Source organism: Shewanella aegiceratis, assembly GCF_019457495.1.
In the GTDB taxonomy this organism is placed as follows: Bacteria; Pseudomonadota; Gammaproteobacteria; order Enterobacterales; family Shewanellaceae; genus Shewanella; species Shewanella loihica.
Map to the genome: position 1 here is coordinate 2,624,257 of NZ_CP080416.1, position 19,819 is coordinate 2,644,075.

General features: G+C 56.7%; 13 protein-coding genes. 4 read left to right on the forward strand and 9 right to left on the reverse strand.

The window, feature by feature from the left end; genetic code table 11:
- Nucleotides 1-194: 194 nt before the first annotated feature.
- Entirely contained in the window at nucleotides 195-389 is a 195-nt protein-coding gene (locus K0H80_RS11650; RefSeq protein ID WP_258406083.1) for a DUF4250 domain-containing protein, read from the forward strand.
- Between the two features lie 31 nt (nucleotides 390-420).
- Here the strand turns inward: K0H80_RS11650 and galE are convergent, their stop codons facing one another.
- The 4 genes from galE to K0H80_RS11670 all read right to left on the reverse strand — a co-directional run bounded on the left by galE (nucleotide 421) and on the right by K0H80_RS11670 (nucleotide 5,455).
- Entirely contained in the window at nucleotides 421-1,431 is a 1,011-nt protein-coding gene (galE, locus tag K0H80_RS11655) for a UDP-glucose 4-epimerase GalE (protein ID WP_220071684.1), read from the reverse strand.
- Between the two features lie 27 nt (nucleotides 1,432-1,458).
- Nucleotides 1,459-3,018: a sodium/sugar symporter gene (locus tag K0H80_RS11660; RefSeq protein ID WP_220071685.1), complete on the reverse strand. Its 1,560-nt coding sequence runs from the start codon at nucleotides 3,016-3,018 to the stop codon at nucleotides 1,459-1,461.
- A gap of 95 nt (nucleotides 3,019-3,113) precedes the next feature.
- Nucleotides 3,114-4,307: a galactokinase gene (galK, locus tag K0H80_RS11665; protein ID WP_220071686.1), complete on the reverse strand. Its 1,194-nt coding sequence runs from the start codon at nucleotides 4,305-4,307 to the stop codon at nucleotides 3,114-3,116.
- A 41-nt stretch (nucleotides 4,308-4,348) separates the two neighbouring features.
- On the reverse strand, nucleotides 4,349-5,455 hold the full coding sequence (locus tag K0H80_RS11670; RefSeq protein ID WP_220071687.1) for a UDP-glucose--hexose-1-phosphate uridylyltransferase: 1,107 nt from the start codon (nucleotides 5,453-5,455) through the stop codon (nucleotides 4,349-4,351).
- 478 nt (nucleotides 5,456-5,933) lie between these two features.
- Here K0H80_RS11670 and K0H80_RS11675 point away from each other — a divergent pair, with 478 nt between their 5' ends.
- Complete coding sequence (locus tag K0H80_RS11675; protein ID WP_220071688.1) at nucleotides 5,934-9,143, forward strand: NPCBM/NEW2 domain-containing protein; 3,210 nt, start codon at nucleotides 5,934-5,936, stop codon at nucleotides 9,141-9,143.
- A gap of 120 nt (nucleotides 9,144-9,263) precedes the next feature.
- Here the strand turns inward: K0H80_RS11675 and K0H80_RS11680 are convergent, their stop codons facing one another.
- Both K0H80_RS11680 and K0H80_RS11685 read right to left on the reverse strand, forming a co-directional pair.
- Nucleotides 9,264-9,800, reverse strand: a complete 537-nt coding sequence (locus K0H80_RS11680) for a DMT family transporter (RefSeq protein WP_258406084.1) — start codon at nucleotides 9,798-9,800, stop codon at nucleotides 9,264-9,266.
- A complete protein-coding gene (locus K0H80_RS11685) occupies nucleotides 9,797-10,333 on the reverse strand; it encodes a DMT family transporter (protein WP_220071689.1) in 537 nt (178 codons plus the stop codon). Before K0H80_RS11685 ends, K0H80_RS11680 begins: the two co-directional genes overlap by 4 nt.
- 128 nt (nucleotides 10,334-10,461) lie before the next feature.
- Here K0H80_RS11685 and K0H80_RS11690 point away from each other — a divergent pair, with 128 nt between their 5' ends.
- Complete coding sequence (locus tag K0H80_RS11690; RefSeq protein ID WP_220071690.1) at nucleotides 10,462-11,361, forward strand: LysR family transcriptional regulator; 900 nt, start codon at nucleotides 10,462-10,464, stop codon at nucleotides 11,359-11,361.
- A 62-nt stretch (nucleotides 11,362-11,423) separates the two neighbouring features.
- Here the strand turns inward: K0H80_RS11690 and K0H80_RS11695 are convergent, their stop codons facing one another.
- The 3 genes from K0H80_RS11695 to K0H80_RS11705 all read right to left on the reverse strand — a co-directional run bounded on the left by K0H80_RS11695 (nucleotide 11,424) and on the right by K0H80_RS11705 (nucleotide 16,478).
- Nucleotides 11,424-12,992, reverse strand: coding sequence for a tryptophan halogenase family protein (locus tag K0H80_RS11695; protein WP_220071691.1), 1,569 nt, complete (start codon nucleotides 12,990-12,992; stop codon nucleotides 11,424-11,426).
- A gap of 112 nt (nucleotides 12,993-13,104) precedes the next feature.
- A complete protein-coding gene (locus K0H80_RS11700; RefSeq protein WP_258406085.1) occupies nucleotides 13,105-15,255 on the reverse strand; it encodes a glucosidase family protein in 2,151 nt (716 codons plus the stop codon).
- A gap of 347 nt (nucleotides 15,256-15,602) precedes the next feature.
- Nucleotides 15,603-16,478, reverse strand: a complete 876-nt coding sequence (locus K0H80_RS11705; protein ID WP_011866092.1) for a helix-turn-helix domain-containing protein — start codon at nucleotides 16,476-16,478, stop codon at nucleotides 15,603-15,605.
- A gap of 333 nt (nucleotides 16,479-16,811) precedes the next feature.
- Between K0H80_RS11705 and K0H80_RS11710 the strand changes: the two genes are divergently transcribed.
- Nucleotides 16,812-19,616, forward strand: coding sequence for a TonB-dependent receptor (locus tag K0H80_RS11710; RefSeq protein ID WP_220071693.1), 2,805 nt, complete (start codon nucleotides 16,812-16,814; stop codon nucleotides 19,614-19,616).
- Nucleotides 19,617-19,819: the final 203 nt, after the last annotated feature.

A 19,819-nucleotide genomic window follows, 5' to 3' on the forward strand; every position in this document is an offset into this window, starting at 1 on the left:
TAGAATAAGATCAAACGTTCACGAAATATCGTGATACGTCATCACTAAATATCGTGTTAACAGTTAAATATCGTTGTAAATAGCTATGGAAAGAGGTGTCATCAAAGGGCGGAGCCAGGTAACAGCGCCGTTGTCAGCCCATAAAAACTGGGCTAAACCTATAACAGATGCATACTCAGATGCAGGAGGACGAGATGGATTACCACTTAACCCAGCTAAGCGGCGATATTTTGGTGGGCATAGTCAACGAGCAGCTCAGGCTGAATTGTCATGACAAGCAAGACCTCTTCTACCAGCTGGACATTCCCAGTGCCCAGCTGGAGCAGAAGCTGGCGGCCTCTGGGTTCGAATATGACCCCATCAGCAACCAATACAAGGCCTGCAAATAGCGATTAACCTGCCAGCGAGTTAAGAAGCTGTTTAGCTATATCCCTGGGGATTGCGACACTGCCAGCGCCAGCTGTCTTGCATCATCTGCGTAAGATCTCTCGCCGCCCGCCAATCAAGCTCACTCGCCGCCTTATCCGGACAGGCATAGCTGGCGGCGATATCCCCGGGGCGGCGCGGCGCCATATGCAGCGCAATGGCTTTACCGCTCGCCTGCTCGAAGGCTCTTACCATCTCAAGCACAGAATAGCCCTGCCCCGAACCCAGATTAAAGGTATGGCACCCCGCCACCCCATGTAGCCGCGTCAGGGCCGCCAGATGCCCCTGCACCAGATCCACCACATGGATATAGTCGCGCACACCTGTGCCATCGGTTGTGGCATAGTCGCTACCAAACACCGACAGATAGGGCCGACGTCCCATGGCGACCTGGGTGATGTAGGGCAAGAGATTATTGGGCTCCCCCTTGGGATCTTCACCAATCAGTCCGGACTCGTGGGCACCGACGGGATTAAAGTAGCGCAGCAGGATCACGCTGACATCTTGCTGCGCCCTGGCCCACTCGGCGCACATCTGCTCCACCACCAGCTTGGTCTGGCCGTAGGGGTTAGTGCTGGAACGGGGCGCCGACTCTGTGATGGGCAATGTTGGATTGGCCCCATAGACGGTGGCCGAGGAGGAGAAGACCAGGGTCTTCACCCCGTGGCGAGTCATGGCGCTAAGCAGCCGCATGGAGCCGACCACATTGTTATCGTAATATTCCAGTGGCAGCCGGGTCGACTCCCCCACCGCCTTGAGTCCGGCAAAATGCATCACGGCATCTATTACATAACGCTCAAACAGGGCATCGAGCGCCCGCTCATCGCGAATATCCCCCTCGACGAAGATGAGTTTAGCCGCAGTGATCCGCTCGACCCGCGCCAGGGACTCGAATTTGGCCCGCGACAGGTTATCCAGCACCACCAACTGATGGCCTGCGCTTAACAGCTCGACGCAGGCATGGGAGCCGATATAGCCGGCGCCCCCTGTGACTAAGACGTTCATCTTTTCACCTTTCATCTGCTGAATGCCCTACCACCAGGTGACGTAGAGGAAGTTGAGGATCACCACCACCCCAAGGGCGCTGAGGTTGAAGGCTCTGCCCGTCTTGAAGCTGACACCGCCTAGCGCCACACTCGCCCCCTCTTCGAGAGAGCGCCCCATGAGCGACACCATCACGCTAAGGGCCAGACAGAGCAGGAACACCAGGCCGATGCGATCCATGAAGGGTAGCTCGGGCCAGTAGAACCTCAGGCCGAAGGAGAAGATGGCCGAGCCCAGCGCCGCCGCCAGCGCGCCTTGAGAGGTCGCCCGGCGCCAGAACATGCCCGTGAGGAAGATCACCACGATCCCTGGGGTGAAGACCCCGGTAAACTCCTGAATATATTGAAAGGCCTGCTCGAACTCACCCAGCAGCGGCTGGGCCATCACCAGGGCTATCAACAGGCTTATCAGGCTAGACAGCCTGCCCACCAACACATAGTGCCCCTCGGATTTGGCCGGGCGCAACATGGCGTAGATATCCATGGTGAATATGGTCGAGATGCTGTTGGTCATGGAGGCCAGGGAGGAGACGATGGCCGCCACCAGCGCGGCAAACACCAGCCCCTTAACCCCGGCGGGCATCAGGGCCATCATGGAAGGATAGGCCTGATCCGGCGACTCCAGCCCGGGATAGAGGAGCACGGCGGCGATCCCCGGCAGCACCACGATGAGCGGCATCAAGAGTTTGAGGTAGGCGGCGAAGGCGATCCCTTTCTGCGCCTCGGCCACGCTCTTGGCCGCCAGGGCGCGCTGTATGATGTACTGATTAAAGCCCCAGTAGCTGATGTTCATGATCCACAAGCCGCCCACCAGCACAGAGATCCCCGGCAGGCTCATGTAGTGGGGGTTACTCTGACTCAGGATCATCTCGAAATGTTCCGGCAAGGCGCTGGAAAGCCTGTCGAATCCGGCCCAGACGCCCTGCCCGTCGGCGACCCTGTCCAGCGCCAGATAGCTGAGCAGCAGGCCGCCGAAGATCAGCAGCACCACCTGAATGATGTCAGTGTAGGCCACCGCCTTGAGGCCGCCATAGAGGGAGTAGGCCAGGGAAAACAACGCCAGCAACACCATGCCATAGAGCCAGTCGATCCCTGCCACCGTCTCGATCGCCAGGCCGCCGAGCCAGAGCACGGCGGTAAGGTTGACCAAGATGTAGACAGACAACCAGAACAGCGCCAGCGTGGTCTTGACCCGCTTGTCGAAGCGCTGCTCCAGGTACTGGGGCATGGTGTAGATCTCGTTCTTGATGAAGATGGGCAGCATATACTTGCCCACCAAGATCAGGGTGATCGCCGCCATCCACTCGTAAGAGGCGATGGCCAGGCCGATGGCATAACCAGAGCCCGACATGCCGATGATCTGCTCGGCGGAGATGTTAGAGGCGATGAGTGAGGCGCCGATCGCCCACCAGGGCAAAGCCTTGCCCGCCAGAAAGTAGTCCTTTGTGTCTCGCTCATGACGTTTGTCCTGGCGGGAGATCCACAGCGCCAACCCCAACAGCCCAAGGGCGTAAACCAGCAATATGCCAATATCCAATGTCTCTAACATAGTCGTCTTCTCTTATTCTTATCGTTTTCTATGGCGAGCCCCTGGCCCGCCCCCAAAACAGGCTTAAGCGCTTAGGCCTTTAGGCGCTTAGACGCTTAGGCGAAGGCCCCCGCCCCGCTATGGCACAGATAGATGTCCGCCGTCAGCCCTGTCTTTGCCTGATACTCGGCGGCGATTGTCTCGCGCACCTCGGCTATCTTGTGCTCTGGCAGCAGGGCGACCACGCAGCCACCGAAGCCGCCGCCAGTCATGCGCGCGCCGCCATCCATGCCCAGCACCTCGCTAACCAGTGCCACCAGACAGTCCACCTCAGGAGTGCTCACGGCAAAATCATCCCGCAGCGAGCGATGAGAGGCGGCCATCAGATGGCCAATGCGGGCGCTGTCGCCTGCGCTTAGCGCCTCAGCCATCTCAAGCACCCGGGCGTTTTCACTCACCACATGGCGGGCACGCCGAAACAGAGTGGACTCGAGCGAGGCTTCTGCCTGACACAGCTGCTCATAGCTCACCTGCCGTAGCGAGCTCACGCCGAAATGCTGCGCCACTTTTTGGCACTGCTCACGCCTCAGGTTATATTCGCTGCCCACCAGCGCCCGCTTCACGTTAGAGTTGATGATCATCAGCCTAAGCCCCTCAGTCAGCGGCACCTGATTGATAGCGAGATCGCTACAATCGAGCAGCATGGCGCGCTCCGCCTCTCCCATGGCCGAGATCAACTGATCCATGATGCCGCAGTTACAACCGACAAAATCATTCTCCGCCTGCTGGCCCAGCTGCGCGGCCTTGATGCCGTCAATCTTAAGATCGAACAGCCCGGCGAAGGCCTTGATAAGCGCCACCTCAAGGGACGCCGATGAGCTAAGCCCAGCTCCTTTAGGCAGATTGCCAGTGATCATCAGGCTAGCGCCCCTGAGAGGTGGCTGACCCGTCTCGGCCAGATAGGCGCTTAGCATCTTCACCGTGCCACGCACATAGTTGCTCCAGGGCGAGACGCTATCCAGTGGCATCTGCGCCACAGCCTGGTCATCGAGCGAAAAGCTAACCTGCTCATTGCCCATGTCTCTCGCCACCACCTGGATCTGCGGCTCATCGCTCGGTAACGCTGCCACCCAGGTGCCTCTATCGAGCGCCACAGGTAAAACCCAGCCCAGGTTGTAGTCGGTATGATCGCCAATCAGGTTGACCCGCCCCGGGGCATAGGCCACCAACGCCGGTTCTTGGCCGAAGGCCTGGGTGAAGGCCTGGGTGAAGGCATAGGTAAGGGCTTGAGTTAGCTCGCCATTTTTCATCTTTCTGTCCTTTTATTTAAAGCCTGGCTTTATCTGTGTTTTTATTGGCTCTGCTTGTTGTGACTCTGCTTGTGTTGGCTGTTCTTGTAATGGCAACTCTTGTAGTGGATTGGGGATTGTTCCCTCAGGCGCGCGGCGGCCTGCTCTGGGGTGATGTCCCGCTGGATCTCGGCCAGCAGCTCGTACCCCACCATGAATTTCTTCACGCTGGCACTACGCAGCAGCGGCGGATAAAAGTGGGCGTGCAGGCGCCACTCGGGGTGGTCCTGGCCATCAAACGGCGCGCCGTGCCAACCCATGGAATAAGGAAAGGCGCACTGAAACAGGTTGTCGTAACGCACGGTGAGCGCGCCTATGATCGCCCCAAGCGTCGCCCGGGTCTCGACCGTCAGCTCCGGCATGCGACGGATGTCGAATCTTGGCAATACCAGGGTCTCGAAGGGCCAGCTGGCCCAGTAAGGCACAAGCGCCACCCAATCATCATTGCTCACCACAATGCGCACTTCTTGCTGTAGCTCACGCTCGACATAGTCACCCAGGAGATTGCCGTGATGCTGCAGGTAGTAATCCGCAAGGCGCTGCTGTTTCGTCGCCACCAAGGTGGGAAGATGGTTATGGGCCCAGATCTGCCCATGGGGATGGGGGTTAGAGCAACCCATGGCGGCGCCCTTGTTTTCAAATACCTGCACCCAGAGATACTTCTTCCCCAATAGCTCGCTCTGACTCTGCCAGGCGGCGATCACCGCCTGCATCGCCTCGTGGCTGAGCTGCGCCAGCGTCAGGCTGTGATCCGGCGAGAAGCAGAGCACCCGACTCTCCCCCTCTACCGTCTTGAAGCGAAACAGCGGGTCCTCCCCCTGAGCTTTGGGACCGTCACTATTGAGGGCCGCGAAGTCGTTTTGAAACACGAAGGTGGTGTCGTACTTGGGGTTTTGCTCGCCATTGATGCGTCTGTTGCCAGGGCAGAGGAAGCACTCGCTGTCGTAACTGGGCGCCGTGGTCAGATCCAGCGCCTCGGTCTGTCCCTGCCAGGGCCGCTTACTTCTGTGAGGTGACAGCAACACCCACTCGCCGGTGAGAGGATTGAAACGGCGATGGGGGTGTTCATCGGTTGAAAACTGCGGCTTAGCCTGGGTCTTTTGAAACATAATAGCGATCTACATCCTTGGTTCTTAAGTGATCGCTATGCTCGGCCAGTTGCCCCTGCTTCGTCATTCCTGAAAAGGGGCTTTTATTTCCCATTTTCTTGCCTGAACCCTATGAGCCCCTCTCTACCGCGCAATCTTAATTCGATTCCGTGCAAACAAAATGACTATCTTAGCCCAACAATCGCCGCCAAAATTTTACAACCAAAACGTTACGGCTAAAGCTTTGCGGCCGGAGCATAGCGGGCCAACTATTGGCGGCAAAATCAGGCTGGCAGCAAAAGGTGTTAAAAAGCCCAAAACTGATTTTTCAATAATGATTGACGTATTTTCGAGGTGATCCATTACAACTTGGGATGCTTGGATAGTCTGGCTTATCAAAAAGAAAGCCACCGATAATTATTGCATAGCCAAACTGTTGATTCGGCTGAAGTTGCTGAGGTTAATCATCATGTATAAATAACTCATCAGGAGTTTAACAATGAAAATAACCCCAAGACCCTGTGTAACTCTCACCCTGGCTATCGGCCTCGCGCTGGGCACCCTGCCTAAGGCCGGTCTGGCCGATGGCCTGATCCGCGACCCCAGGATCAGGCCTGACACCCAGATCACGGTTAGCTCCAGCGATCCTCAGCTGGATCTCGCCATCGCACGTTCGGTCGATTACATCTACGACTATCTGGTGGTCGGCCCTCAGCAATACCCCACCACGGAAGAAGCCGAGCGGATCACTAAGTTTCGCGATGCTGGGGTACCCGCCGTTCCCTCCCTGTGGGGCAGCTACCACGGCACACCGACGGCCAATGCCACGGGCTACAGAGAAAACTTCTGCCTGCGGGATGTCGCCCATCAGACTGAGGGCGCGGCCCTGCTGAGCCTCAACGAAGAAAATATCGACATGCTGACCCGCTTCGCCTTCGACGCCCTGCAGGATAAGCGAGTTGAAGTCAGCGACCCCAATCTCGACCCCTTAGACCCCTGGGCCTCGGCGCGCCCTAAGAGTTTCTGGCAGGAGTACTGGACCCTATGGTCCTACAACTTCTACGGCGCACCTTACTATATGGATGCAGGTTTTCAGGAACTGCCCGCGCCGCTTGAGCTGTTAGAAAAAGTCTATCGCATGTATCGATTTACCGGCGATGAGCGCTGGTTATCCCAGACCTTCATGGACTATGGTGAGCAGCTGCTCAATGAGTTCGCCAGTCGTTACGACTTTAACGGCAACGGCATAGTCGACAACCGCGGTAACGAAGGGATACTGCCCACCCTGTGGGAGTTTGAGGGCGCCAGCCATATCGGTGACAACGAACTCAGCTTTAGCCTGTCGGCGGATCAGCAAGGCGGCAGTCTCATCATCGACAAGGGCTACTTCGCCCGACTCCATGTGCAGGACATGAGCCTTAAGGTGAGATTTAGAAACGGCCGCGACGACTACCTCAGGGTCAGAATAAACAACCTGACTTCCGCCACGGGCGAGGCACCTATCCTCTCTAACGACTACCTGTTTATCGAAAATACCCAGCCAACCCAAGATCTGCTGCTCAGCTTTAACCGAGCGCCCGGCGTCACACTGACTGCACTCACCGATGGCAAGAGCGCCTTGGTGCCGGGCAGTGACTATAGCGTCAACGGCAATCAGGTAACCCTCAGCAAGAGCTATTTCGATAGGGTTATAGACAACAGTTCCTATCGTTATAAGTTCTCCTTCGGCTTCCAGTTTAGCGATGCCAGCCAAGCCCGCCTGGTGGTAGAATCTGGCTCCCACAGCTACGCCGATGCCATCTTGAGTCAACACAGCGTCACCCTGGACTGGAACAATCTGCAGGATGTAAATCTAACACTGGATTTCAGCCAGACACCAACGGAAAACCGCGATCTTTATCGCATCGAGAATAACATGAACCGCGTGGTCGAAGCCGGGGATACCCTGGGCGTTCAGTACCAGGCCATACTGGCCTATGAGCAGATGCTGCGCGCCAAGGCGCTACTGGTGAACGACAACCAGGAGGCCGCGACGCTTATCACCAAGGCCGACCAGTATCAGGTCAGTGCCCAGTCACTGCTGAGCGATTTCCAGACCCGCTGGTACGACGATACACAGTTGACCTACGCCAGGGCGTTTGACGGCTATGGCAACGCCATCTTCGGCTGGGGCCATGAAAACAGCTTCTTCATGCCGATGAAAGATCTGCTGGAGCCTGGGGCTAAGGCCGACGCCTACCTAAGCTTTATCCACGATAACTCGGAGAACCTCAACGAAGAGGCCAAAACCTACCTGCCTGAGGCCTTCTTCAACTACGGCCAGAACGACCGCGGCTGGTATTGGATGCAGGCAGGGCTCAAACGCTTCTTCGCCGATCGCAGTGACGATCAGGTGATCAAGACCTATCCTGAGATCGCCTTCACCAACGTCTCCAACCTGGTGACCCATATGATGGGCTTCGAGCCCAATGTACCCCAGCACAGCGTCAGCACCCTATCGCGCCTGCCGGCGAGCCTTGGGCATGTCGAGGTAGCCAACCTCCCCCTTGGCCAGAGCCTGATGCAGACCAGCGACTATCACAGGGAGATAGACAGCCTGCTCACTCTGCGTCACGACGGCCAGCACAGCACGACACTGAGCCGTAGCGCAGGTAGCGGCGAGCCCCTGACCTGGCGCGCCCAGTTTATCGGCAGCTACCCAAGTCTCTATGTAGATGGTCAGGCCCTGACCGCCAGCCAGGCAAGCATCAACGGCGTCACCCTCTCCTATGTGGATCTCGACCTCAACGGCGGCCAGAGCATTGTTGTCTCGACCTCAGAAGATGGCACCGAGCCGCCGGTCGAACCACCGGTAGAGCCGCCTGTAGCCTGGACACCACTGACAGATCTTACGCCCGTCAGCCAGCAGAGCGACTGGGGCAGCATCAATCTTAATAAGAGCGTGGACGGTAACCCCCTGAGAGTCGGCGGTCAGCAATACGATAGCGGCATAGGCACACATGCAAGTGGCGAGATCATCTACGACCTGCAGGGACAGTACAAAGGCTTTACCGCTCTGGTGGGGGTCGACGATGAGGTGGGCAGCAACGGCTCGGTGCGCTTCAAGGTCTATCTTGACAATCAGCTGGCGTTCGACTCAGGCGTGAAGACAGGCAGTGACGCCGCCAGTGCGCTCGATTTGGATGTCGTGGGAGTCTCGAAGCTTAGGCTGGTTATTGAGGATGGCGGCGATGGCATCAACAGCGATCACGCCGACTGGCTACAGCCCCGCCTTACCCAGAAGGTAACAGTGCCGCTGACCAGCCTCACGCCCCTGAGTGCCAGCACAGGTTGGGGCAACATGCAGTATGACAGGAGCATAGAGGGCAATCCGCTCACCCTGGGCGGCCAGACCTTTGCGACTGGCATAGGTACCCACTCCACCAGCGAACTTGTTTACGACCTAAAGGGCCTCTATAGCGACTTCGAGGCCAAAGTCGGCGTTGACGATGAGACCGGCACCAATGGTAGTGTGGCCTTTGAGATCTACCTCGATGGTCAGCTCGCCTACGACTCTGGCACACTGCTTGGCAGCGATTCCCCCCATGCCATCGCCGTCGATGTCAGCGGCGCCCAGCAGATGCGTCTGGTCACCACAGACGGCGGCGATAACATCAACTTCGATCATGCCGACTGGGCCGAGCCTGTGCTCATTCAAAACGGTCACTAGCCGATAGGCTCGAGTGCCACCTTTGCGGCGAGTGTGGCTAGCCCCACTCGCCTTCTTACATTCGGCGGCTCACCTCACATTAGAAACCAGATGCTTAATTTCTTACGGTGTCCTTGATTATCACTTAGCTGGTTCAGGTTCAGTCTCCACCAGCTCTGGCTTTGCGCTACCTGCATTTTCGCTACTGACATTTGCGCTATCAGCCTTTGCACTGTCTGCATTTGCACTATCTGCCTGGGCCTCCATGCGGCGAAAGCCTAGCACCCCGATAAAGATGAAGAGTACACCCAGTAGCTGCAGCTGATTGACCTCTTTGACGATCAAGTCAAACAGTACGCCGGAGAAGAGCTGGCCCGAGATCACCAGCAGGCTGCAGAGGGTGGCCCCCAGCCTTAGGATCACCTGAGTGTTAAGCACCACAAATCCGGCGCCCACTACGCCGCCAAGCCAGGCATAGAGGGGCGCATCGAGCAGGCCGCTAATGGGGGTAGTCGGCATCAATACCAACAACAGACTCAACAGGGCAAAGCCCACCCCATGATTCCAAAGTGAGGCATAGTAGGCATCGCTCGCCTGACCCAAGCGACCATTGAGGATGCGGCACAGGCCGATACAGACGCCGTTAAGCAGCGCAAGTAAGATAAGAGTTATCATCATGCGCCCTCCTGTGCCAGCAACACAATCAGCGCGCCCAGGGCCATCACGGTCAGAGCCGCCCCCTGGCCCCAGGTCAGCCGACGCTTGACCATCCCTAATAATCCGAGACGATCGCACAAGAGGCCAAAGAGAATTTGCCCCGCCATGATAAAGGCGATACTAGCGCTCAGCCCCAGGGTGCTGTTGACCGTCATGGCGCCCAACACCACGGTAAAGGCGCCGGGCAGACCGCCCAGATAGGCCCACCAGGGCGCTGCCTCGTTGCACCTTGCAAGGGCACCTTGTCTGAGGCGCACCGCGCCCAACAATAACAGCGAGACCAGAGTGCCGACCCCATGGGCGACCCAAGAGGCTTGCAGCGGCGAGCCATACTTGGCCAGCTCGCTGTTTAGGGCGATCATCACCGCCAGGGCCACTCCGCCCAGCAGCCCAAGCATCAGGTTTAGTGGCGTGCTCGCCTGTGGCTTAAGGTCAATGTGAGCCTGGCTTGTCGGTTCTTGTGGCATAAGTTGTGGTATTAGCTGTTTCGTCATCGTCTCGTTCCACGCTAAGTAGCGTCTTATCAGTCATCTTAATCTCGATGGCGCTACTTTAATCTGTTCCTATAAAATAGATAATCCGTTATATTCGAAACTCTTTGTTGCCATAATGGAAACTATATTTGGACATCTACGCCAACATTCCCCTGTTTGTCTCGGTGGTCGAGCTGGGCAGTTTCTCCGAGGCCGCACGGCGTTTAGGCATCAACAAGTCGGCGGTGAGTAAGCGCATCAGCGCCTTAGAGCAGGCCTTAGGGGTCAAGCTTATCCAGCGCACCACCCGCAGACTGCACCTCACAGATGCCGGCAGACAGTACTATGAGTATGTGCACCAGGCGGCCGCCCTGATGCAACAGGCCCAGGATGCCCTGGCCAGCCAACAGGGGGCAGTACAGGGCAACCTAAAGGTGAGCCTGCCCAACGTCTTCGGTCAGCGTCATATCGCGCCGCTGCTGAGCGAATTTAGCCGCCAATACCCGGCCATCAACTTAGAGGTGAGCCTGGACGATCGCGTGGTGGATCTGCTTAAAGAGGGCCTGGATATGGTGGTGCGAATAGGCGATCTGCCAGATTCCAGCCTGGTAGCGGTGAAGCTCGCCCCCTGTCACAGCCTGTTGTGCGCCTCCCCCGACTATCTTGCGCGCCAGGGCCATCCAAGAAGCATTACGGATCTCAGAGGGCACAACTGCCTCTTCTATTCCTACTTTCGCGGCGGACTGGAGTGGAGTTTTGAGCGGCGCGGCGAGGTGAACCGAATCAAGCCCCAAGGCAACATCAAAGTGAATAACAGCGAGGTGATCCGCCGCCTGCTGCTCGATGGCATGGGGATCGCCCTGATGCCCAGGTATCTGGTGGAAGAGGAGTTGGCTGCGGGCACCCTGGTGCCAGTGCTCAGCGATTACCAGGCGCCGACACATGGCATCTACGCCCTCACCCCGGAGCGGCAACATATGCCCGCCCGGCTCAGGGTGTTTATCGATTTTCTCAAGCAGGCGTTGGCGGAGCGCGGGGCGAACTGGTAACACCTTTCCAGCCTGACCTCACTTTAGCCTGACCTCGCTTAAGCCAGAGAAAAAGCCTGAGATTAGCCCTGAGATATCGCCCGGATAAAGGCCCTGTGATCCGGCAGCTTCTGCGCCAGAAAGGCCTTGGCGTGAGCGATCTTATCCAGCTGGGCCCTGGCCTGCTGGCGCGCCGCGTCATCGAGGGTCTTTGGCTGGGTACTGAAGCCCATGCCATAGAGCAGATAGAGATAGTTATCCACCCCAAACACCTCGAACTGAGAGAAGAAGTCGTCGGGATGGGGCGTGAAGTGTTGCCACAGGGCGAGTCGCCGCGCCAGCTCCTCGGACGTCGGCTGGGCACTCAGATGAGTACGATAATCGCGCCAGAAGGCGGAGTCGCTACGATCCGACAGCTGATAATGCAGCGCCACGAAGTCGATCACCGCCTGCCAGGCGTGGCCGACGATACGGTTAAACCTGGCCTCAAGCACAGGCAGTGTCTCACTGTCTGTGGGGAATTTTCGTGCAAGTAATGACGCGGCGAAGTCGGTCAGCAGGATAGAGGTCGCCTCCAGGGGCTCGAGAAAGCCCTGGGCCAGCCCAAGTGCGACGCAGTTGCCCTGCCAGAACTTTTGCAGGTGGCCTACCCGCATGGTGAGGCTGCGAAACTCGCCGGCACTTGGCAGCTGGTCACCCAGATACCGCTTTAGCTTTTGGCGCGCCTCATCGTCACTCAGGTAGCGGTCGCAATAGACCAGCCCCACGCCTCGCCGCTTGGGCAGGGCGATATCCCAGATCCAACCGGCCTGATGGGCGCTCGCCTGGGTATAGGGCGGCAGCGGCGCATCGGGCGCGCTGGCCACCTGAGTCACTAACGCCTTGTTCATCCAGAGCTTATCTGCAAGGGAGGTAAACTCGACGCCGAGGGCTTTCTCCATCAAGAGGCCACTAAAGCCTGAGCAGTCTAGATAGAAGTCGAAACAGCGGCGACCGCCCTCCCTGAGATGCAGGGCCACTATCCTCTTATCATTTTTACTATCATTACCCACTTCAGCCCTGTCCGTCTCTACTTCGAGCAGGTGATCCTGGATATGCTCGACGCCGAAACGCTCTATGGCATTCTCCCTGAGCAGCTCGGCAAACTTGGCGGCATCGAAGTGATAGGCATAGGCGTGGGCCCCCTGATAAGGTGCGGAGGCGAGCGTCTTAGGCGCCTTTTGCGCCTCGCAGCTGAAACTCTGGGGCGACAGGGCTTCATCGAACCCCATGGGGTTCTCACCCTTTGCGAACCCATCGAGCCAGAAGCCGCTGAGATCCACACCAAAGGGACTCGGCGGGTCGAACAGGTGATGAAAGGCGCTCATCTCGCTGCCAGGCATGCGGTGGCGCCAGTTGATGAACTTGATCGACTGCTTGAAGCTGGCATCGCAGCGCCTGAATAGCGCCGTCTCCTCAATGCCGAACGCCTGCAGGGACTTGCGGATCATGGGCACTGTGCCTTCACCCACCCCTATGGTGGGGACATCGGGCGACTCGATAAGGGTAATGCTCACCTTAGGGCTACGTCCCTTGAGCGCCAGGCCCAGATGGTTGGCGGCCAGCCAACCGCTGGCGCCGCCACCGACGATGGCAATGGATAAGATGCTCACAGCTAGGGCCTCCGATATGGGCTAAGGCGATTCAGACCTGACTCGCAACAAGTTGAAGACGCGCCCTTCCGCCCCCTTAAAGGCCAGAAAGGCGCTTGTTAGCGATAACAGCTTAGAGCGAGAGCGACACAGGTCCCTGGCCGTCCCAGCTGAACTTCTGCTCCTTGCCATCTGGCTGCTTAACGCTGATCTGGTAGGCATCATCGCCCTTAGCCTGGGTGCGATTGACGCAGAGATCTACCTTGCTGTTGAAGGCGCGGATCCCCCTTAAACACATGTTATTCCAACCGGTCGGCAGATAGGGGGCGACCTTGAGGCGATTAAAGCCTATGGGTTCCATGCCGAAGATCCCCTCGGTCACGACCCGGGCGTAGAGGGCGCTCTCGGCCGAGAGGTGGCGCTGATTACCCTCGGGCCAAGCCTCGACCGCATAGGGCACATGCTCACCCAGCAGGCGTTTGCGCGAATAATACTTAAAGTAGCGCATGGCGGTGTCTGTCTCCTGGGCGCTGAAGATCCCCCTGAAGGCGTACAGGGTCGCCCTGTCCCAGAAGGTCTTGTTGCCCGCCTCGCTGTAGATCCCCTCTGGGCTCCACAGGTAGTCCGACAGCAGGGCATCCAGGGTCGCCTGCTTACGGTCGAAGATGCCGAAGGTGAGCGGCAAGGCGATCCAGGCCCTCAGCTTGTCGTTGCCCTGATAATACTGATAGGTATCGAACCCCTGCACGTTCGCGCCAAAATAACCCTCGATGGCGGCCTTAAGCGCTTCGGCTCGCTGGCGATAGTCGCTGGCTAGTTCAGTGCGGCCCAGCTCCTGATTCAGGTAGGCCGAGGAGATCAGTGCGCCATAGGTCAACATGTTGGTACTGAGGTTCACCTCTCCTGCGGGGAAACGTCCCTCCAGCTCATCGCTGTCGGAGGCGATAACCCCATCTTGGGTCTGCTTCTTGTAGCTAAAGTCGATACACCAGTCGATGAGAGGCAGTAGCTCGCGGGCCTGCTGCTTGTCACCATAGGCCAGGGCGAAACGGCTGGCACCATAGGCGATCATGGCACAATCGCCCCTGTCACCGGCGCCGTTCCAGTAATCGTCACCCTCGGCGATGATAGAGGATGGGATCGCCCGGCCCTCATCGTTCATGTAACGGGCAAAGTGGGCGAAGCTGTTGATGGCCGACTCGTTGCCGCGTTTATCCCCCAGGAAGGGGAAGAAGGGGTTGATATACTCCGCCTGATCGTTGGCCCAGATCGCCGCGTAGTAGCGACCGCCGCCGGGGCCATGCATCAAGCCGCCCTTGGTTCTGAAGATAGACTCGGCGCTGCGCAGCTTGGCAAACTCAAACATCTTGTTGAGCACAGGATCTGGCGTCTCCAGACGAAGGTTTTGATTCAGCTCGGCGACATAATCCTTACGTGCGCTTATCTCCTGTGCCGGCGTTAGCTGGTTCGCTTGAGATAGATCATTTGCCTGATTTCGCGCCTGGCCAGGACCCGCCTCACCGGCTTGCTTGTCGGCTCTGTGGGCCTCGAAGGTCACGAAGAGCTCCAGGTTGCTGCCGGGCGCCAGGCTGAACTGCCCCGCCTTGTCGCTGCTAGCCTGGATGAGGTAGCGGCCATAGACCCCCTTATCCGCATCCGTCTCGACCCTGTAATCTAAAGGCTTAAATTCCAGCACGACGGCCTGCTCGCCCTGGTTAGTAAACCGCAAGCGCTCGATCATCTTAGGCCCAGTGGTGCTGGGTGACAGGGTACGACTGAGGCGGACCTTGCTGCCCTGGGCATCGGATAGCTGGCTGGTTAGATTCAGGGTGCCATCTATGGTCACACGCGCAAGTGACTCTTTCGCAGGCGGCTTACCGCCAAGCATGATCTCAGGCGAGACGCTGAGTGGAAAATCATGGATCAGGCTGGCATGGGTGTCGTTAGGAATGGTGCGCAGCATGGGCCAGACCAGCTTACGCTTCAGGGTCAGCTGTCCCTGCTCGTCGCTGCCGTAGTAGATGATGGCCGAGATCTGCTCGCCGCTCATCTCGATATGATCCTCATGCTTGTCCTGTACCTGCCAGGTGATCCCCTCATCGCCCAACTGCCAGCGATCATTTAGGGTATTGGCGAGATCGTTTAACTGCACCTGATCGTTTAACTGCATTTGGGCCTGAGGGGCTTCTGGGGCGACTTGCTGCTCGCCTGAACGGGGCGCTTGGTAAGAACAGGCCGATAGGATGGAGATTGCGCATGCCGATAATAAAATGCTTTTTTTCATACTCTTCTCGGTATTAATAACGTTTTTATCTTGTGTCATCCGAATATTTGGCTATCTATAAAGTCAAAATATAAAATAAGCCATTAAGGCTTAACCCAATAATCAAAGACACTCGGTTATTACTATTCAGTATTATTTTTTATAAGTGGCTCGTGCCGATAAATATCCAAGGAAATAGATACTCTTGTTAAATAGCCTTCTCTATTTACCTGCCAAGCCTTTATTCGCTGCGCCTTTGTTGATTAGCCAGTCTGGACGGGCTAAGCGCTAGCGCTTTACAGATTGAAGCACGCGAGAGCGGCAACAGGCTTACTAAAAAACAATGACACTTTCTCGAAAAATAACCCTCATCCCACCCGCCGACGAAACTCCAGCGGCGACATGTTGAACTCACGCTGAAAGATGTCATAGAAACGGCTCACCGAGCCAAATCCCGCCTCCAGCGCTATGTTCAGCACAGGATTCTCGGTATCGATCAGCAAGGCCTGGGCATGCTGCAACCGTAGCTGGTTAATATATTGTTTTATTGAGACTTTCATTACGCGATTGAAGAGCTTCATCGCATAGTTCTTGTGCAGCCCGGTGGACATGGCCACATTCTCTATGGTGATCTTCTGATCATAATGGTCGGCGATATAACGCAGCATGGTCTGGATATGGTTAAGCCCACCAAACACCGGCTTGTCGACCCCATGGCCGCTACGATGAGCCAGATTAAAGGTGCTGTAATGCTCTATCGCCATGCGGCGGATACGGTTGCGGATCTCGTTGATCACCTGACTGGCGAGCAGAGGCTCCTGGCTGGCGATATCCGCCTCCCAGATCTGCGTCAGCTGGCGATCGCACACATAGAGGCTGTCCGACACCATCACCTCGCCGTGGAGCAGCTGGCTGACAAACTCCCCCGGCAGCATCCAGGTGAGGAAGGCCTGCAGCGGAATGTAGATATTGACTATCTCACCGTCGCCATGACAAGCGGTCATCTGATGGGGAATCGAAGCCCAGAAGATGATCATCCGCCCCTCGGGCACAGAGATCTCCTGACCATTAATCAAATAATCGGCTGAACAATCAAAGAGGTAGTTAATCTCTATATGGCCATGCCAATGGCTGTGGGCCATCACCTCTGGCCGCTTACGATGAAAGCCAAACTTATTGTCCTGCGCCTGCGCCGTTAACGGACTGGCTTCACTAAACGAAATTTTCTCGACCCATTCGAACATAAGGATAACCCCGGTTAACCCACCTCAAGCGAACCTAACCCAAATACATTTGATTAACAAACATAAGTTATTTTTCGGGAAGTTATACCTGATTTTCAGGAAGGTTCAGAGTGAAACTTACTCAAGTAGCAAACATGAAAACGCCAGATGTTAAATATTCGTTAGGATATTTTCTGGAAATCATAGGCACTATTTCGGGAAGTTTCCCTTCCAGTCTCGGGGATATAAATATCAGTGTGAACTGATTTCAAAAATTAGTTTATTGAGCCTGATAAGAATTAATTCAGCCCAAACAATAAAGCTCAAAAAGCCTGAAAACACGAAGGGAACACTATGAAAAGAAATTATCTTGCCTTTGCGATTAGCCTTGCATTGGCCTCTTCACTTCCCGCCTACGGGGCCGACGACGAAGAGAAGCAACAAAATGATGAGACCGAGATGGAAGTCATCGAGGTGCGGGGGATCTTAAGCAGTCTGAAAGAGGCGCAGTCGATCAAGAAGGAAGCCGACAACGTGGTCGACGCCTTGGTCGCCGAAGATATAGGTAAATTCCCCGACAGCAACGTCGCCGAGGCGATGCAGCGCATCCCTGGGGTGAGCGTTAACCGCCTGCGCGGCGAGGGTCAGAGCGTGACCGTGCGCGGTCTGAGTGGTGACTACAACGTCACTACGCTCAACGGCAGAAAGATCGCCTCGGAAACCGTGGGGCGCGACTTTAACTATGATCTGATCGCCGCCGAGCTGATTGGCGGCATTCAGGTCAACAAGACCCAGCAGGCCTCCCTGCCCGAAGGCGGCATAGGCGCCATCATCAACATAGACACCCTCAAGCCCCTCAACGTGGGCAGTAAGGTAGCCGGCTCTATCGAGGGCTACTATAACGAGCGCGCCGGTGAGACAGATCCCCAGGCCTCGCTGTTGATCAGCGAGACCTTTAACGACGACGAGCTGGGGATCTTGATCTCCGCCAACCACACCTCCTCCTTCACCCGCTTCGACAGCCACAGCGCTCAGTGGGGCTGGAACGAGTGGAGCGAGGCCGAGCTGATGCCAAACGGCGATCCTAACGTGTCGGGCCGCTTCCCCAGCTGGCCTAACATCATGGTGAGCACGGATCAGCGCGAGCGCAGCGGCGGTACGCTGGCGCTGCAGTGGCGGCCGACCCCGAACCTGGATATCAACTTCGACGCCCTCTATACCAAGTATGAGATTGAATCCACGGGGAACATGATCTCCCTGGCCCTGTTTGAGGGCACCAACCTGGACAACATCCAGGATGTGCAGTTTGGCGCCGACAGTCACACCAACAGCATCACTATCGGTGAGCCGGGCAACATGGACTCGCCGGCCATCGCCGAGCTGCTGGAATCGCAAAATCCCCGCGACAGTGATGCCATGCAGGTGGGGCTGAACCTCAACTATATCTGGGACAACTTTAACTTTAACTTCGATGTGGCCTACTCGGAGGCGGAAGATGCCTCGGCGGCGGTCAGCTGGGTGGTGGTGCGCACCGCCATCGACACCCTCACGGTCAACTGGGATAACGGCGAGCAGGTGCCCGACATCTCCTTTGGCGATACAGTGCTGGACGAGAATATCGACTATGGCGCCTGGTATGCCCGCATCGACGGCGACAAGGTGAAAGACAAGACGGGTAACTTTAACTTCAACGGCACCTATGAGCCGGACGATGGCATCATCAGCAAGGTGCTGTTCGGCACCGGCTATAACATGCAAGACAAGGGCAAGACCTACTGGAGCCAGGAAAACCCCAGCGCCTATACCTTCCGCAACGGCGTCACAGAGAGTGAGTGGATCAATGCCCCCGATAGCGAAAAGGTGGATATTGCCGGCAACACCCTCTGGGGGCCACTACCGGCGACGGCCCTCAATCCGGGCAACTTCGACGATTTCATGGGTAGCTCAAACGCCATGCTGCCCAACACCTGGGCGGGGATCAACATTCCCGGGCTGTTCGACTATTATCGCTCGCTGGACAGCGAGGCGTTCGATCAATACCTGGTGCCCAGACCTAACCTCACTGGCGGCAACACCTATGGGGTGAAAGAGGAGACCATCCACGCCTACGCCGAGCTGATCCTCGAAGATGAGATTGCCGGCATGCCCTATATGCTCGACTTCGGTCTGCGCTATATAGACACAACCGTTACCTCCTGGGGCTACTCTCAAGATCCCGCCAACATCGCCTTCGATGAAAACGGCCTGTTTACCGACGCGGTGGATACCGTCGGCCTGGTGGAGTTTGAAGGCGACTACAACAAGTTGCTGCCGAGCTTCAACGGTAAGCTGGGGCTAACCGATGATTTAGTCTGGCGTCTGTCGCTGTCACAGGCGATATCACGTCCGCCGCTGACCAACCTGTCGCCGGTTACCTCTATCTGGCAGAACGAAGAGAAAACGCCGCCGGAGAACTTCATCTATGAGAACGATCCAGGCCTGGAGCCCTACTATGCCGATCAGCTCGATACCACGCTGGAGTGGTACTACAGCGATAGCGGCACCCTCAACCTGGCCTTCTACTACAAGGAGCTGCACGGCTTCGTGATCTACGAGCCGACGCGGGAAACCATCAATGGCGCCAGCTTCGAGGTCACCCGCCCCTACAACGACGATGAAAACCAGTCGCGTATCCGGGGTTATGAGCTGAACTGGCTACAGACCTTCGACGACTTCCTGCCTGATGCCCTCGCGGGCTTCGGTGTGCAGGCCAATTATACCTATAACAACAGCGAGTCGGGTGAATACACGGACGATGGCGAGCAGTTGCCGTTCAAGGGATTGTCTGATCATCAGTACAATGTGGTCGCCTTCTACGAGAACCATGGGCTTAAGGTCAATGTGGCCTATAACTATCGCTCCGAGTACAGCCTGGGCAAGCAGTGGTATTGGTCAAATGCCCTCAACGACTGGACTTCAGAGACCCTACAGGTCGACGAATGGGGCCAGCTGGATATGCAGGTGGGCTATGACGTCACAGACAATATCACCCTCACCTTCGAGGCCAACAACCTGCTTGACCCCGATTATGTGCAGTACCTGAACGGGGACAAGAACCACGTGGACTATATCTCCAGCTGGGGCCGTAGTTATCGTGCGGGGGTTCGCTTCAAGTTTTAATCTCCCTTGTTAAATGATTCGCTCAAAGACAATTTAAGCAATCGTTTTGTTCGCCCATTACCACTAGGTGATGGGCTTTTTTATCCCCATTTCCCGCCGCAAAACTCAACTTATCCAACTGATATTCCTGAATAATTAATAGTGTTTCTCGAAAACTACTCTAGGGCTGATTAGCCCTTGAATGGGTCAGCCTGGATAGCTTA